Annotated in this window: 10 protein-coding genes; 7 read left to right on the top strand and 3 right to left on the bottom strand. The window is 68.6% G+C overall.

Annotated elements, in window-relative coordinates; all coding sequences use genetic code 11:
• Positions 1–317: 317 nt before the first annotated feature.
• The 7 genes from AC3B6C_RS10580 to AC3B6C_RS10550 are packed head-to-tail and all read left to right on the top strand — an operon-like array spanning position 318 to position 13,233.
• Complete coding sequence (locus AC3B6C_RS10580; protein ID WP_488375954.1) at positions 318–4,037, top strand: non-ribosomal peptide synthetase; 3,720 nt, start codon at positions 318–320, stop codon at positions 4,035–4,037.
• Positions 4,038–4,095: 58 nt separating this feature from the next.
• A complete protein-coding gene (locus AC3B6C_RS10575; RefSeq protein ID WP_488375952.1) occupies positions 4,096–4,704 on the top strand; it encodes a GNAT family N-acetyltransferase in 609 nt (202 codons plus the stop codon).
• A 4-nt stretch (positions 4,705–4,708) separates the two neighbouring features.
• Positions 4,709–6,526 carry an IucA/IucC family protein gene (locus AC3B6C_RS10570; protein ID WP_488375951.1) on the top strand — a complete coding sequence of 606 codons (1,818 nt, stop codon included), beginning with the start codon at positions 4,709–4,711 and terminating at the stop codon, positions 6,524–6,526.
• 5 nt (positions 6,527–6,531) lie between these two features.
• Positions 6,532–8,868, top strand: a complete 2,337-nt coding sequence (locus tag AC3B6C_RS10565) for a penicillin acylase family protein (RefSeq protein ID WP_488375949.1) — start codon at positions 6,532–6,534, stop codon at positions 8,866–8,868.
• Positions 8,856–10,322 carry a condensation domain-containing protein gene (locus AC3B6C_RS10560; protein ID WP_488375948.1) on the top strand — a complete coding sequence of 489 codons (1,467 nt, stop codon included), beginning with the start codon at positions 8,856–8,858 and terminating at the stop codon, positions 10,320–10,322. Before AC3B6C_RS10565 ends, AC3B6C_RS10560 begins: the two co-directional genes overlap by 13 nt.
• Positions 10,323–10,372: 50 nt before the next feature.
• The gene (locus AC3B6C_RS10555) at positions 10,373–11,917 is read left to right on the top strand and encodes a pyridoxal phosphate-dependent decarboxylase family protein (protein ID WP_488375947.1); all 1,545 of its coding nucleotides are present in this window, start codon (positions 10,373–10,375) and stop codon (positions 11,915–11,917) included.
• Complete coding sequence (locus tag AC3B6C_RS10550) at positions 11,914–13,233, top strand: lysine N(6)-hydroxylase/L-ornithine N(5)-oxygenase family protein (protein ID WP_488375946.1); 1,320 nt, start codon at positions 11,914–11,916, stop codon at positions 13,231–13,233. The genes AC3B6C_RS10555 and AC3B6C_RS10550 overlap by 4 nt, the downstream gene beginning before the upstream one ends.
• A gap of 439 nt (positions 13,234–13,672) precedes the next feature.
• Here the strand turns inward: AC3B6C_RS10550 and AC3B6C_RS10545 are convergent, their stop codons facing one another.
• The 3 genes from AC3B6C_RS10545 to AC3B6C_RS10535 all read right to left on the bottom strand — a co-directional run bounded on the left by AC3B6C_RS10545 (position 13,673) and on the right by AC3B6C_RS10535 (position 16,986).
• Complete coding sequence (locus tag AC3B6C_RS10545) at positions 13,673–14,647, bottom strand: ABC transporter substrate-binding protein (protein ID WP_014925206.1); 975 nt, start codon at positions 14,645–14,647, stop codon at positions 13,673–13,675.
• A gap of 65 nt (positions 14,648–14,712) precedes the next feature.
• Positions 14,713–15,570, bottom strand: coding sequence for an MTB12 C-terminal domain-containing protein (locus tag AC3B6C_RS10540; protein WP_014925205.1), 858 nt, complete (start codon positions 15,568–15,570; stop codon positions 14,713–14,715).
• A gap of 108 nt (positions 15,571–15,678) precedes the next feature.
• Entirely contained in the window at positions 15,679–16,986 is a 1,308-nt protein-coding gene (locus AC3B6C_RS10535; RefSeq protein WP_488375945.1) for a wax ester/triacylglycerol synthase domain-containing protein, read from the bottom strand.
• Between the last annotated feature and the right edge of the window lie 5 nt (positions 16,987–16,991).

Raw genomic sequence — 16,991 nt, 5'->3', positions numbered from 1 at the left:
GAGCGACCGAGTGGTCATACCGCGTGTCGTCCCCGACCGCTGGTCATGGCGAACACGAACGTTCGCGCCATTTGGGTAGGGTAGCCTAATCTTTGTCGGACACAAGACCCAGATCCCGTCGATGTCACAGCGTGATCCGCATCATCCGATGGGACGACCGAGCAGAACTTAGGCTAACCTAATTCGCGTCGGCTCGGGGGCTCTCGCCGGCATGCCCAGGGATTGGGCAGAGCGGTTAGTTAGTATAACCTACCCTAAATGCGGGTTCCCCCAGCCTGAGTAACCATGTCACCGAACTGCGAGAGGCACGCCGGCTGATGGCCACGAATTCCCAGACCACGGACCTCACCACCGCGGCCGACGTCGTCGCCGAGGTGGCCCAGGCCCTCGGCCTGACGCCCGAGTCGATCGACCCGGAGCAGGATCTCATCGCCCAGGGACTCGATTCACTGCGGATGATGCGACTGGCCGGAACCTGGCGCAAACGCGGCATCGACATCGACTTCGCCCGCCTGGCCGCACAACCGACCATCACCGCCTGGACAGAACTTCTGGGCGCATCGGCTGATCGCACCGGCGACACGACCACATCCGGTGACCGCCCGTCCGCGTCCGACGCGGCCACGGCACCCGACATCCGCGGCGAGGTGGGCGCCGCGCTGGGTGTGTCTCCCGAGTCGATCGACCCGGAGCAGGATCTCATCGCCCAGGGACTCGATTCACTGCGGATGATGCGACTGGCCGGCACCTGGCGCAAACGCGGCATCGACATCGACTTCGCCCGCCTGGCCGCACAACCCACCATCACCGCCTGGGCAGAACTTCTGGGCGGCGCCCCGACGCCGGCCGCCGACGACACGGCGCCGCCGCTGCCCGAAGCGACCGCGGGCCCCTTCCCGCTCGCTCCGATGCAGCACGCCTACTGGATCGGGCGATCGGACAGCCACGCCTTCGGCAACGTCGCCGCCCACCTGTACATCGAATTCGACGGTTCCGACGTCGACCCCGAACGCTTTGCCTCGGCCATGTCCGCGCTGATGGAACGCCACCCGATGCTGCGTGTCCGCGTGCACCCCGACGGCACCCAGGAGATCGGGCCGGCGCACCCCGAAGCCATTGCCGTGCACGACCTCCGAAACCACTCGACGGAGATGGTCGAACAGATCCTGGCGGCGAAGCGCACCGACGGAACACACCGCACGCTACCGGTCGACGAAGGGGCGGTCATCCGCGCCGAACTGAGTCTCCTGCCGGGCAATTCGACCCGTGTCCACCTCGACGTGGACATGATCGCCGCGGACGCGATGAGCTACCGCGTCCTCGTCGACGACCTCGCTCGCCTGTACCGCGGCGAGACGCTGCCCGAGCTCGGGGTCACCTTCGCGACGATCACCGCGGACCGCACCTCCCGCGAGACCCTCGACGACGACGTGACGTGGTGGCGCGAACGCATTCCCACGCTGCCCGGGCCGCCCGAGCTCCCGCTCGACGAACGCGCGGCGCGGGGCGAGGTCGAGCCGCACAGTGTCCGCCTCCATCATTCCGTGTCCGCCTCGGACTGGAAGCGGCTCGAGGAGCACGCGCACCGTCGCGGGGTCACGCCCGCGGCCGCCGTCGCCGCGGTGTTCGCCGAGTCCGTCGGAACGCATTCGGCCACATCGCGATTCCTGCTCACCGTGCCCTTGTTCGACCGCCCCCAGATCCATCCGGACGTCGAGCAGGTGGTCGGCGACTTCACCTCGTCGATCCTCGTGGGCGTCGACCTGAGCGAGCCGGCCACGCTCGCCGAGCGAGCGCGGTCGATGCGGTCGTCGATGCACGAGGCCGCCGCCCACGGTTCTATGAGCGGACTGGACGTGCTGCGCGAGTTGAGCCGCCACCGCGGCGAGCCGGTCGTCTCGCCGATCGTGTTCACCAGCGCATTGGGACTGGGCGACCTGTTCTCGCAGCAGGCGACCGACGTGCTGGGCGATCCGTCCTGGATCGTCTCGCAGGGTCCGCAGGTCCTCCTCGACGCCCAGGTGACCGAGGTGGCCGGCGGCCTCCTCCTCAACTGGGACGTCCGGGCCTCCGACCTCGAACTCGCCACCGCACGTTCGATGTTCGACCACTACGTCCGTCTCCTCGGGCTGCTCGTCGACGGCGAATGGGATGTGCGCGCACCGGACCCGATCACCGCCGAGGTTCGCGCCCAGCGACTTTCGGTGGAGAACCCGCTGCCGGTCACCGACACCTTTGACGGCACCCTGCACGGCACCTTCTTCACCCAGGCCGCCGAACGGGGCGACGCACCGGCTGTCGTGTCCGACGCACGTTCGTGGACCCACGCCGAACTGGCCGACGAGGCACGACGCGTCGCGGCAGCACTCGTCGCGGCCGGCGTCGGGCCGGGCGACACGGTCGTCGTCCATCTGCCGAAGGGCGGGGATCAGGTCGTCGCAGGACTCGGAGTTCTCGCCGCCGGCGCAGCCTACGTCCCGATCGCCCCCACGCAGCCCCGGGCGCGACGCGAGCGGATCGTCGACGTGGCCACGCCGGCCGCGGTCCTCACCACCGACCCCGGCGGCTGGGCATCCACCGACAGCGTCGTACTCGCGCTCGACGACGCCCGGCTCACCGAGCCGATCGAGCCGGCCGCGGTGACCGCCGACGACCTCGCCTACGTCCTGTTCACCTCCGGCTCGACCGGACTGCCCAAGGGGGTGCAGGTTCCGCATCGCGCCGCGGTCGCGACCATCACCGACCTCGTCGACCGGTTCGCCATCGGAGCCGACGATCGCAGCCTGCAGGTGTCGTCGCTGGAATTCGACCTCTCCGTCTTCGACATCTTCGGTCTGCTCGCCGTCGGCGGCGCCGTCGTCGTACCGGGAGACGACGAGCAGACCAAGGTCGACGACTGGGCGCGACTGCTCACCCAGCACTCGGTGAGTGTCCTCAACTGCGTGCCGTCCATCCTCGGCATGCTCCTGGACCTCGCACCCCTGCCCGCATCACTGCGGATGGTCATCATGGGCGGCGACAAGGTCGACGTGTCACTGCTCGAGCGTGTCGCCGCGCAACTGCCCGACTGCCGGGTCGCGGGGCTCGGCGGCACCACCGAGACGGCCATCCACTCCACGATCTGCGAATCGGACGCCGTCCCGGCGGGAATGGCGTTCGTGCCGTATGGGATACCGTTGCGCGGCGTCTGCTGCCGAGTCGTCGACGACGCCGGCCGCGATCGTCCCGACCTCGTCCCCGGCGAACTGTGGATCGGCGGAGCCGGAGTGGCCGACGGGTACCGGGGTGATCCGGACCGCACGGCCGACCGATTCGTCGAACACGAGGGCCAACGCTGGTACCGCACCGGCGATCTCGCGCGCTACCTGCCCGGTGGCTTCCTCGATTTCCTGGGTCGCGCCGACCACATGGTCAAGATCCGTGGCTACCGTGTCGAGCTCGGCGAGGTCGAGGCCGGCCTCCTGGGTCTGTCCGGTGTGGGCTCGGCGGTCGCCTGGTCCGACGGCCGCGACCTCCGCGCCGCGGTCGTGCTCACCGCCGGATCGACCGACGACGACGCCGACCTCCGCGCCCGGTTGTCGGAAACCCTTCCGCCGCACATGGTCCCGCGATCCATCACGGTTCTGGACCGGTTCCCGCTGACGCCGAACGGCAAACACGATCGCAAGGCCATCGCCGCGGGCACCCGTACCGACGACGACCCGATCGAGGCGGTCGCGCCGCGCGGCCCCGTCGAGGAGGCACTCACGCTGATCTTCGGCGAAGTCCTGCCCACCCCGCCGGTGAGTGTCACCGAGGACTTCATCTCCCTGGGCGGCGATTCGGTCCAGGCCACCCGAGTGGTAGCGCTCTCGCGCCAGTGGCTCGACGCGCCCGGGCTCTCGGTCGCCGACATCTTCACCGAGCGAACCATCGCCGGTCTCGCGAGGCGTCTGACCGAACTCGACGGGGAACGGGCGGCCTTCGTGGCGAAGACCTTCCTCGACGTCATGCACCTCACCGACGAACAGGTGGAGGCCGAGATCGCGAGCAGTTGACCGCATCCGGCACACCTGACGCCCACAACGCCAGACCATCTCCCAGAGCAAAGGCATCATGACCATTTCCTCCGCACCGACCTACGACCTGAACTCGGTCGATCTCGACGACGTGTCGCACGCCGCGACCGTCCACGGATGGCTCACCCATCCCAAGGCCAAGTACTGGGACATGCTCGACAGCTCGGTCGCCGACGTGGAGAAGATGATTCGCGATTCGGCGCAGGCCACGGCCGGTACGCCGTACGGCATGCGCCTGGGCTACCACGACGGGCACCCGCAGTTCCTGTTCGAGCTCTACGACCCGGCCACCAGTGAACTCGCCGACCCCGCCAGCGGTTACGTGCCCGCCGACGGCGACATCGGCATGCATCTGCTGGTCGCCCACGCCGAACAGTCGCTTCCCGGCTTCACCGGCGCGGTGATGCTGCACATCATGCGCACCGCGATCCTCGACGTCGGCGCCGCCCGCGTCGTCGTCGAGCCGGACGTCCGCAACAAGGCCGTGCACCGCCTGAACGCGAGCGTGGGATTCCAGGTCGACGGGGACTACCCCGTCGGGAACAAGACCGCGCACCTGAGCTACTGCACCCGAGCCGATTTCCTCGCGGTGACCGACAACGGCAGGTCTGTCGGACCGGTCGAGGTCACGGACCTGGGGGCGTAGATCGTTGACTCTCCAGGACATCGAGACCACGCAGGGGTTCGCGGTGCGCACGGCCGGGGGGTCGGGTGCGCGAAGCCATCGCCAGACGTATCACACCAGGATCGCGAAGAAGATCCTCGCCGAGTTCTCCCACGAGCGGGCGCTCGATCCGGTGGCGACCGGAGACGGCGGCTATCTCGTATCCTCCGCCGACGGCCACACCGAATACCACTTCCGCGCCGATCGTCTCGCCCTGGACAGCTGGGCGATCGACGAGTCGTCGTTGCGTCGTGTACAGGACGGCGCCGAACTCCCGATCGACGCGGTCGCCATGATCGTCGACCTCGCACCGTTGGTGGGCATCGGACCCCAGGCGCTGCCGGAGTACCTCGAGGAGTTCATCAACACCCTGGCCATCAGCGCCGAGCGTCCGGACGTACGCCGCATCGCGGCAGCAGATCTCGCGCACGCCGACTTCCAGACCATCGAGGCGACGATGACCGAGGGGCATCCGTGCATCGTCGCCAACGCCGGCCGTCTCGGATTCAGTGCCGAGGACATCGAGCGGTATGCGCCCGAGGTCGGCAACCACTTCCGCCTCGTCTGGCTGGCCGCCCGTCGCGAGGACTGTGACGTCGCCACCGTCGACGATGTCGACTACGACGCGTTGCTCCTCGACGAGCTGGGCGCGGAGACCCTGGCGGGTTTCGACGCCGCGCTCGTCGAAGCCGGTTGCGACCCTGCGGATTACCGGTACCTGCCGGTCCACCCCTGGCAGTGGGTCGAGAAGGTACAGAAGCTGTACTCCGCCGACATCGCCGGCCGGCGCATCGTCGAGGTGGGGACGAGTCCTGACCTCTACCAGGCCCAGCAGTCGATCCGTACGGTGTTCAACGCCACCACGCCGACCCGCAATTACGTCAAGGTCGCGCTGTCCATCGTGAACATGGGGTTCACACGCGGGATGTCGGCCGACTACATGCGTACGACACCGCTCATCAACAACTGGGTCCGCAGACTCGTCGCCGACGACCAGTACCTCGCGGCGATCGGTTTCGAGATGATCTTCGAGGTCGCCGCGATCGGTTACCGCAGCCCGACCTTCACGCCGATCACCCAGCCGGGATCGGAGTACCGCAAGATCCTGTCGGCGCTGTGGCGCCAGAGCCCGGTGCCGTTGACCGCCGCCGACGAGCAACTGTCGACCATGGCCGCGCTGCTGCACGTCGATCACCTGGGCGAGCCGTTGGTGGGCGCGTTCATCGAACGTTCGGGAGTCCCGGCGACCGAGTGGGTCCGCCGCTACCTGCGGACCTATCTGCATCCCATCGCCTACCTGCTCTACCGGTACGAGCTGAAGTTCTCCCCCCACGGTGAGAACCTCATCCTGGTTCTCGCCGACGGCATTCCGGTGCGCGCCATCCTGAAGGACATCGGCGAGGAGGTGTCGGTGTTCGGGAAGGCGGAGGGACTCCCCGAGAGCTGCGCCCGTGTCCGGACCACCGAGCCGGACGAGATCCGCAACCTGGGTGTCCTGTCGGATGTCTTCGACGACTTCCTGCGCCCGCTCGCCGAGGTCCTGCACACACACGGCATCGTCGACGACGACGAGTTCTGGTCACTTGTCGGCGAGAGCCTGCGCGAGTTCGTGGCCGCCCATCCCGAACTGGAGGACCGTCTCACCCGTTGGGACCTGTTCGCACCGGAGTTCGGAGCGGTGCACATGAACGGTCTGCAGTTGCGCAACAACAAGCGCATGGTCGACATCGAGGACTCCTATGCCTCACTGATCGACGCCGGTCACCGGCTCGCCAATCCGGTTGCATCGCACAGGGACCGGTGACCGACATGACCGCAACCCACACGAGCGGGCACCCGGACGTGGAGATCCTGCGAGACGGGCACGGCATCCCGCACGTCCGCGCGACGACGCCGGCGGGCGCGCTGTACGGTCAGGGCCGGGCATGTGGCGAGGACCGACGCTGGCAGATCGAGTTCATGCGGCTACGCGCCGAGGGACGCACCGCCGAGGTCTTCGGGGCCTCGTGCATCGAGTGGGACACCTTCGCCCGCCGAGCCCAGCTCGACGCCGCGGCCAAACGGATCTTCGAGGCATCGTCGACCCGAACCCGCGATCTCGTCGCCGCCTATGCCGCCGGGGTGAACAGCACGCTCGACGACCCCGACACATCCGCTGCCGCACCGGAACTCGAGGCACTAGCGCATCGGCCACAACCGTGGCGTCCGTGGACACCGATCTCGGTGTTCATCATGCACCACGTACTGTTCGGACGGTTCACCACCAAGCTGTTCCGCCTGCACGCCTGCCGCACGCTCGGTCTGGATGCCCTGCGATTCTGGGACTTCGAGACACGGGAGACCGATCCCACGATGCCCGCGATGCCCGACGAGGCATTCCTGGACGAGATCCTGGCGATCACCCGGCCGGCGTCCCCGGAGGAGCCATCCCCCGCGGTCGACCTCGGTGACCCGATGTCGGGCAGCAACGCGTGGGGAGTCTCCGCGGAGCGCAGCGCGACCGGTGCGCCGATCGTCGCCGGCGACCCGCATCGCTTTCTCGAACTTCCGGGCATCTACCAGCAGTTCCATCTCGCCTCGACCGGTCCTTCGGACGCATTCGACATGGCCGGTTTCGCCTTTGCCGGCGTTCCCGGGGTCCCCCACTTCTGCCAGGGCGACGACATCGCGTGGGGCATCACGAACGCGATGGGTGACTATCAGGATCTGTATCTCGAGCGGTTGACGCGCGACGATGCCGGCACGCTCCTGGTCGAGGTGCCGGGCGGGAACCGGGTGCCGGCCGGGGTCAGCACCGAGACGATCCTGGTCCGGGACGCCGAACCCGTGGCGGTGCAGGTGATCACCACTCCGAACGGTGCCGTCGTCTTCGGCGGTCCCGAGGACGCGTTCGCGATGAGCATGCGGTCTCCGCTGCTCTCCGAGGAGGTCACCTTCGACGCGCCGCTCGATCTGCTCTTCGTGCGGACGGTCGCCGATGTCGAAGCGGCGCTGGCCAACTGGGTCGAACCGGTCAACCGGGCAGTCATCGGCCATGCCGACGGCACCGTCGCCACCCACGTGGCCGGCCGGGTGCCGGTCCGCGCACCCGAGAACTACTGGCTGCCGGTACCCGGCTGGGACGAGCGCTACCAGTGGCGCGGATACGAGCGGGGTTCGCTCGGCGATCCCGACTTCGACGCGACACTTCGGAACCCGATCACCGTCACCGCCAACCAGCGCATGTCGGATGTGCCCGCGCTGCAACCGCTCACGAGCGAGTGTGTGGAACCGTTCCGTGCCGACCGCATCGCCGTGCGGCTCGACGAGCTCACGTCCGTGAGTCCGGCGGACTGTGCCGACATCCACTCCGACGTGCGGCTCGAGCAGGCGAAGGTGGTCCAGGAGTTGCTGTCTCGCGTGCGAGCCGACAGCGACGAGGCCGAGAAGGTCCGGCAGCGACTGGTCGCCTGGGACCGCTCCATGGAGGCCGAGAGCACCGACGCCTACCTGTACGCCGAGTTCCGCACCCAGTTGGTCCTCGGTGTGGCGAACACCGACATCCTCGCCCAGCTGCGCGGGCCGCACGGCTTTCCGGCGGTGTTCCAGCCGTGGTTCGTTCCCGAACCGCGCCTCGCCACCGCACTGACCTCGGTCGTCGCCAACACGGCGGGGATCGGCATCGACATCGAGGCCGTGGCGGTCGCCGCCCTCGACGCCGTGGTGGCCCGGGTCGCCACCTTCGGTGCCACGCCCACCTGGGGCAGCGTCCACCGGCTGGCACCGATCCACGGATTCGACCTGGTCGGCGCATCGCCGCAGTATCCGGACCTGTTCGCGACCCTGCGTCCGACGCCGCTCCCGCTGGCCGGCGACGCCGAGAGCGTCTTCGCCAACGCCGCGGCGGTCGGCACGCACCTGTGCATCACCGGTGCCGCGGCCCGCTATGTGTGGGACCTCGCCGACCGGAACGCGAGCCGCTGGATCGTCCCGCTGGGCGTGAGCGGCGACCCCCGTTCCGATCATTTCCAGGACCAGGCGCCGCGGTGGGCGGCGGGCCAACTGGTCGAGGTCGTGCGCGACTGGGACACATTGCACGCCATGTCCGCAGCGGCGTCGACGCCGTCCGCCGCCCCGTCGACCGAGAGGGAACCATGCCCGCGTTGACCGAAGAGCGACTCACACTGCTGCGCCGTCGGATCGCGCAGGCGGGTGACATCAGTCCCGCTCGCTCCGCCGACGCACCGGACACAGCCGTACCGTTCGGCGAGTTCGGGATCGCCGAGCGTCGGATGTGGCGGATCTACGAGCTGGACCCGGACTCGGTGTCGCACAACATCGGACTCGTGTTGGGGTTCGGCGGGAGCCGGACGCTGAGTTCGGTCGTCGCCTCCGCCGAACTGCTCGTCGAGCGATTCCGGGTGCTGAGCTCCGTGGTCGAGACCGACGACGCGGGCACACCGAGTCGACGCGCCGTGTCGCGCTCGGGATCGTGGGACGCATCGGGAACGGTATGGACCTGGGGACTCTCGGAGACGACTGCGAGCGACATCGGCACCGGTGCCGATACCGATGCCGCGGCCACCGTCCTGACGCGGACCCCGTTCGATCTTCGCTCGGAAGTGCCACTCCGGCTGCGCGTCTCGGGGTCGGACGGAGACGTCACGATGATCCTGGTGGTCCACCACCTGGCGGTCGACGACACCTCGTGGCCGCTACTCCTCGGCACCCTGGTGTCGGGGTCCTGGCCCGGGGACATCACCGCCGAAACCCGCCCGGAGACAACCGATCCCACTGCCGCGGCGGACGCGACGGACAACGCGGTCAGACATGCACTCGCGACCTGGGCCGCCGAGGACGTCCGCTACCCGCTCACGGGTGAGCTGCCCACGGAGAGCGCCGCCGACAGCTGGCTGTCGCCGATGGACGACCGCGACGGTATCAAGGTCGCCGCCCCGGTCGCGGCCGACTCGCTGACCGCTTTCGGGCGGGTCGCCCAGATCGTCGGGGCGACACCCAATGCATTGCTGATCGGGGTGTGCTCGCTGGCGGCGTTCGCGCTGACCGGCGCGGCCGACCACGTTCTCGTGGTACCGGCCGACAACCGGCGACGGGCACAGTCACCGCAGGATGTCGGCTACTGCGGCAACATCATCCCGATGCGATTCCGCATCGACCCCGACGACACCGTCGAACAGGCCCTCCGCGATGCGGGTTCGGTGATCTACCGGGCAATGGAACACTCCGGCACCGATTTCGGGCCGATCCTCACCGCGTTGCGGCAGCAGGGTGGTCGATTCCCCGTCATCGAGATCATGGCCTCGGTCCGGCCCGCGCCCCTGCGCGGGATCCCGCAACCAGCCGACGCACCGGTCACATGCCACTCGGTCTTCAACGGGATCGCCAACTACCCGCTCTCCATCGCCTTCGAGGCCGACGACGACAGCACCCATGTCGAGGTGGATCATCAGCCGGGGATCGTTCCCGACGCGGTGGCCGACCGGGCCACCGCGGTACTCACCGCACTCGTCGACCTGATCCCGACGTCGTTGCACCACTCCGTCTCCGCGCTCCTCGAGGTCCTCGACGAGCGCGCTCCGCAGAAGGGCAGCGCCGGATGACCGGCGTGCCGCCGCGCCACCGAGCGCCAGAGTCAACAAGGGGGAACCCAGTGTCCGAAGATCGCCGATCCAGTTGGGGTGTCTCGCGATTCGCCCGTCCCGGCGACGGTTGGGCCGACGTCGGACGCGGCCTGGCCGAGATCGCCGCCGCGGTCAGCGACCACCACCACGGCGCCCCGCTGCCCAGCGGTGATCCCGTCGCGGTGCTGGGCGGGGTGACAGCACTGCTCGGTCCGCACGGAATCCCGGAGAACGGGATCGGCGAATCGGAGGCGCTGACCCGACTCGCTCGCCTGGTGGCCGAGTTCGGCCTCGACCTCACCCACCCGATGGCCGCCGCGCACCTGCAACCCGCTCCCCTGTCGGTGGCGGTCGCCGCCGACGCGCTGGCATCGGCGACCAATGCCTCACTCGACACCTATGATTCGGGTCCGGCCACGCTCGCGCTCGAGACGTGGACCGTGCAGTCCCTGGCGCGTCTGGCCGGTTTCGGTGAACATGCCGGCGGTGTCTTCAGCCCCGGCGGGTCGATCTCGAACCTGCTGGCGCTGATGATCGCGCGCGATCACACCGCCGCACGCCGAGGTGTCGACGTGCGTCACGACGGAGTCGGGGCGTTGCAGCGTCCGGTCGTCTTCTGCTCGCGTGTGGCTCACTTCTCGGTCCACCGTGCGTGTGCGGCACTGGGACTGGGCGAGACCGCGGTGATCCCGGTCGAGGTCGACTCGCAGCACCGAATGATCCCGGAGGCCCTCGAGGCGGCGATCCGGGAGTCCGGCGCGGCCACCCCGCTGGCGATCGTCGCCACCGCGGGCACCACCGACTTCGGCACCGTCGACCCGCTCGGCGAGATCGCCGACATCGCCGAGCGTCACGAGATCTGGTTGCACGTCGACGCCGCCTACGGATTCGGTTCGCTGTTCTCCGATCGCCTCGCCGGTCTGCTCACCGGCGTCGAGCGCGCCGACTCGGTCACCCTGGACCTGCACAAGGTCGGCTGGCAGCCGGCCGCCGCGAGCCTCATGCTCCTGTCCGACGCGGATCGCTTCGTGTCCCTGAACCGGTCGGTGGCCTACCTCAACCCCGACGACGACGTGGAGGCCGGATACAGCGGCCTCCTCGGTCAGACCTTGCAGACGACCCGACGACCCGATGTTCTCAAGGTCGCGACGACCCTGCTCGCCTACGGGCGCCGCACCCTGGGAGAGATGCTCGACCGGTGCAACGATCTCGCGGTGTACGCCGAGCAGCGAGTCGCCACCGAGTTGCAGCTCGAACTCATCGCGCCGGTCACGCTGACCACCGTCGTGTTCCGCTACCGCTGCACCGATCTCGATACGGTCAACGGCGAACTGCGGCGTCGGCTGATAGCCGACGGCAAGGCCCTCATCGGCCGTACCCAGGTTCGGGTGCCGGGCGAGGACGGGCCGCAGACCTGCCTGAAGCTGACCCTCCTCAACCCGGAGACCGCGGAGAGCGACATCGACGAATTGTTCGACGAGCTCCTGCGCGTCGCCCTCGAGGTGGAGTCCGAAGGCACCGCCGCGCCCGGCGCGGAAACACACAGTGAAGAAATGGTGAGAGTGTCCGAATGACTCCTGTTGAGAACGTAGACGTACTGGCGATCGGCTGCGGCCCTTTCAATCTGGGTCTCGCCGCGCTGGCCTCGACGCTCGACGACGTAAATCTCCTCGTCGTCGACTCGCGTGACGAGTTCCGCTGGCACCCGGGCCTGATGTTCGACGACGCCACCCTGCAGGTGAGCTTTCTGTCCGACCTGGTGACGCTCGTCGACCCGACCCATCCGCTGTCGTTCCTGAACTACATGGCCGACATCGACCGGATGTACCGGTTCCTGGTGCGCGAGGACTTCTTCCCGACCCGCATCGAGTACGAGGCGTACCTCCTCTGGTGTGTGTCCCGGCTCGACTCGCTGAGATGGAGCACCACGGTCGACGAGGTGACATGGGACGCCGAGGCCGATGCGTTCCGGGTGACCATGCACACGCCGACGGGCTCCTCGACGGTCATCGCACGCCACGTGGTGGTCGGCATCGGGACCGAACCCTTCGTCCCGCAGGCACTCTCGTCGGATTCGCCGGCGGTGGTCCACAGCTCCGACTACCTGTTCAACCAGGAGAAGGCCCTCGCCGCCGACACCGTGACGGTGATCGGTTCGGGTCAGTCGGGCGCCGAGATCGTCATCGATCTCCTCGAGGCCAACCTGCGCGGGGGACCCGCCGTCCGATGGTGGACGCGCACACCGTGGTTCGCTCCGCTGGACTTCACGAAGCTGTCGCTGGAGATGACCACACCGGCCTACATGGACTACTTCCACAGCCTTCCCGAGGCCGCGCGTGACCGCGTTCGCCCGCAGCACTGGCAGTTCCACAAGGGCATCTCCACCGATTCCCTCGAGCGGCTGCACGACCTGCTGTACCGGCGCCAGCTGCAGGACAAGCTCAATCCGGTGCAGCTGCGGATCTCGGTCGAGGTCGAGGGTCTCGACACGCTCGCCGACGGCAGGTTGCGGGTTCGCGGCCGGCACCTCGACACCGGTTCCGAGCTGGCCCACACCACCGACATGGTCATCGCCAGCACGGGCTATCAGGCGCGCAAGGCAGACTTCCTCGCCCCGATCGAGTCTGCGTTGCACCGCGATTCGCGGGGGCGCCTCGTGATCGGCGCCAACCACGAGATCGAGACCGACGATCCCCTGACCAACCGGATCTTCGTCGCCAACGCCGAGGAGCACGCACACGGCGTCTCGGCCCCGAACCTCGACATCGGCGCGGTCCGCAACGCACGCATCCTCAACACCGTGCTGGGCCGCGAGGCCTACCGCCTGCCCAAGCACACCGCGTTCACCAGCTTCGGCGCCTCCGACGACGACGACATCGTCGCGCCCTAGCCCGAGTCCTGCCCCACGGCCCGATCCGCTCCTGCGGGTCGGGCCGTTGTCGTCGGCGTTGCCGCGCAGTGGCTTCGCCCTGAGGTGCGAGAAGCGATAGCCGCGAGCACCCCTCCGCTCCCTGAGGTGCGAGGAGCGACAGCCGCGAACACCCCTCCGTTCCCCGAGGTGCGAGGAGCGACAGCCGCGAACACCCCTCCGCTCCCCGAGGTGCGAGGAGCGACAGCCGCGAACACCCCTCCGCTCCCCGAGGTGCGAGGAGCGATAGCCGCGAACACCCCTCCGCTCCCCGAGGTGCGAGGAGCGATAGCCGCGAGCACCCCTCTGCTCCCTGAGGTGCGAGGAGCGATGGCGACGAGCCACGAAGGGTCCGGTGACCCAGAAAACGAACTCGCCCTCCGCATATCGCGGAGGGCGAGTTCGGATGACACCGCTCGGATCAGCTGGACGCCGCGGCGAAGGACGGCTTGAGCAGGTCGAGCACGTACGGGATCGAGTTCGGCGTCGGTGCGTTCAGACCGGTGATCTGCGACTGGGTCATGAAGGTGACGGCGTTGTCCTTGACCGCCTTCAGGTTCTTGTACCCGGGCAGCGACTTCAGGGTCTCCGCCTGCTCGGGCGTGGCGGTGGCCACGACGAGCACATCGGCGTCGAGCATCGGGATGTTCTCGGTGCTCAGTCCGAAACGCGGCTGGCCGGTCCGCCGGTACTCGGCGACCAGCTTGGGTGCCATCTTCATGCCGAGCGAGGTGAACAGTTTTGCGGCGCCGTCGTTCTCGTCACCGAGGACCGACAGCTGATCGGGGCCGTACATGAAGGCGAAGGCGTAGGTCTTGCCCTTCAGGCCCGGGTACTCCTCGGTCACCGCGGCGATCTTGGCGTTGGTGTCGTCGATGATCGACTTCGCCTTGTCCGGATCGTGCAGCACCGTGCCCATCACGGTGACCATGTCCTGCCAGGGATCGATCTCCTGGTCGCTGATGGCGTTCACCGTCGGCGCCAGCTTGGAGATCTGCTGGAACTCCGGGCTGTCCGACGCGAAGCCCGGCGCGAAGATGAGATCCGGATCGAGCTTGGCGATGGTGGTCGCGTCGTCACCCTTGGTGGGGTCGATGAACGTGGCGTCGGCCAGTTTCTCGCCGTACCAGGGCTGCATCTCGCCGGTCGCCGACTTCGAGTAGTCGTAGTAGCCGACCGGGGTCTCGCCGAACGACAGCACGACGTCGGTCCACTGGTCGCCCAGCGTGACGATCCGCTCCGGGGTGTCCGGGATCGTGACCTGACGGCCGTCCGGCAGGTTGAGTTGGACGGTGCCGCCGGCGGATTCGTCATCCGAGCTCGAGCAACCGGCCAGCAGGCCCGCGAACAGGAGCGCACTCGCGACGAGTGCACCCAGGCGAAGTCGTGAAGTCACGTGAAGATCCCCCCATTGGGTTGTCGGTGTCGTCCGGCGGACCGGACCGTCGTTCGACGGTGCTGTCAGAGCGAGCAGGGCAGCAGGACGAATCCCGCGATGGCGCAGACGCTTCGGTTGGACAGCTTCCACTTGTTGCCGCTCCACACGAAGGTCATCGAGCGGTTCTGGCTACCGCGGCCGACCACGCTGATCTGCAGCGGTGCGGTCAGGGTCGTGCCACTGACCTGGACGGGTCCGACCATCTGGTAGCTGAGCCCGACGTTGCCGTAGGTCGTGATCGCGCGGGAGACGAGGTCGATCTGGCGAAGCGCACGCTCGCCGCCTTCGAGTTCGGCGGCACGCGCGGCGCGGCTGCCGTTGGCGTTCATGACGATCCGGACCTTGGTGTTGAGCTGGCCCGGGGTGAGCGCAGTCGGCGCGGCGGCGACGGGCTGCTGTGGCGCCACAGTGGTGCCCGGCGCCGGTGCCGGGGCCTGACCCGGTGCCGGTGCGGGTGCGGCGCCCTCGCCGGGCGGACCGACCGGTCCGCCGATCGCGCCGCCGCCCTCGGGCACGTTCTCGGTCGGGGCCGCCGCCGGCGCTCCGGCCGGCGCCCCGGCGGGGGCGGGCTGGCCGGGAACGGCACCCGGTTGCTGACCCGCGATGCCCTGCTGCGGGAGCGCGGTCTGCGCGGCACCGAGGTTGACGACGGTCGGCTGCGCGGCGCTCGTGGAGTCACCACGCTCACTCACGACGATGCCCACCACGCCGATCGTGACCACGATCGCGGAGATGATGGCGGCGACGCCTGCCGACGCCAACACGGTCGGGATGCTGACCCCGCCCGATCGGCGCGAGGACTCCGCGGCCGGCTCGCTGTAGTCGACCCCCGACTGGTAATCGACCCCGGACGGGTCCTGGTAGTTGACGTCGTTGCTCATGTTGATCTTTCTCCGTGTATGTCTTCGCCCCCGCCGAGCCGACGGCCACCCTGTATATTGCAGGCCCCGGACACCGGATTACAAGGCAAGCCTAAGCTCGCCCTCCCGTCAGGTCGACGGGTGGGCCTCCCGAAGCACGTCGTCGAGCGCTGCCACGAACCGGTCGGTGTAGCCGGGTAGCGCCTGCGCGTCGGCGACGATGCCGAACGTGGTGGTGTGTCCGAGGATCAATGTGGTCACCGACAACGAGTAGCCGGCCAGCGGCGACAAGGGCGTCAGGGTGACGATCGACTTCCCCAGCACCGATCTGACCCGTGAGAATCCGGGGTTGATGCCGATGTGGATGTCGGGGTGCATGTGTGCCATCGACGCGTTCACGATCGCGCGCTGCAGACCCCACAGCGGGGCGCGCGGCAGATCGTCGGCGGCGGCCAGATACAACTGCGGCTTGCGTTTCGCGATCGTCTCGAGTTCGCTTCGCGCACGCTCGATCTGGCGCGCGAGGTCGGGCTCGTTGCCGAGGAGGTTCAGCAGCGCGACGGACACCGCGTTGCCGGTGTGCCGGAACTCGTCGTCGAGGGTCACGGGCAGCGTCACGCGGATGACGTCGGCCTGCGAGTCCGCCGGCGGGTTGAGGCTGAGTGCTCGGCCGATGGCGGCGAGCAGGAACTCGTGGACCGTCGCGTCGTTGCGCTTGGCCGCCTTGCGCAGGGTCCGGGTCGACGCGGTGTGCAGTGCGTACTCACGCGTGCCCGACTTGGTCAGCGCTGGCCACGCCCGCTTCTTGCCGCCACCCGCTGCATGCTGATCGCCGTAGGCGGCCTTCGCCTCGGCGAGTTCGTCGGGGTCGATGCCGCTGATCCGGAAACGAGGGCTGGTGGCGAATCGCTCGAACTCCGCCAGGTCCTCGGGCTCACCGTCGGCGAGAAGCGCGGCGAACGCCGCTCCCGCTATCCCGTCGGAGACGCTGTGGTGCACTCGCAGCAGCACCCACTGTCCGACGCCCTCGGCACCGGCCGACGGGGTGAACAGCGTGATGTCCCAGAACGGGCGCGGGCGCGGCAGGGGCGACTCCAGGAGCTTCGTCACCCGTCGTCGCAGGTGCGCTCTATCGGTGAACCCGAACTCGGTCACGTGTTCGCCTGCGTCCCAGCTGTCGTCCGCGAGGACCACCTCGGGCTTGCGCCAGCGGCCGTTGCGGATTCCCAGCCGGAAGATCTCGAACAGCCCGGCCCGCTCTCGCACGCGCGCCCGCACCTCGTCGAGGCCGAGCAGGTCGCCGTCCCCCTCGAGCTGCAGGATCATCGACCAGTGCATCGGCGCACTGGCCTTGTCCATGTGCAGGTAGGTGTGATCGGGAGGCGCGAGTTCGGTCACGCGCGCGTCGACCGGTGCCTGACTGGCTGGGCTGTTCATGTGGG

It is taken from the genome of Gordonia sp. 11cp, from assembly GCF_057767225.1.
This window is presented reverse-complemented; position numbering and strand designations above follow the sequence as displayed.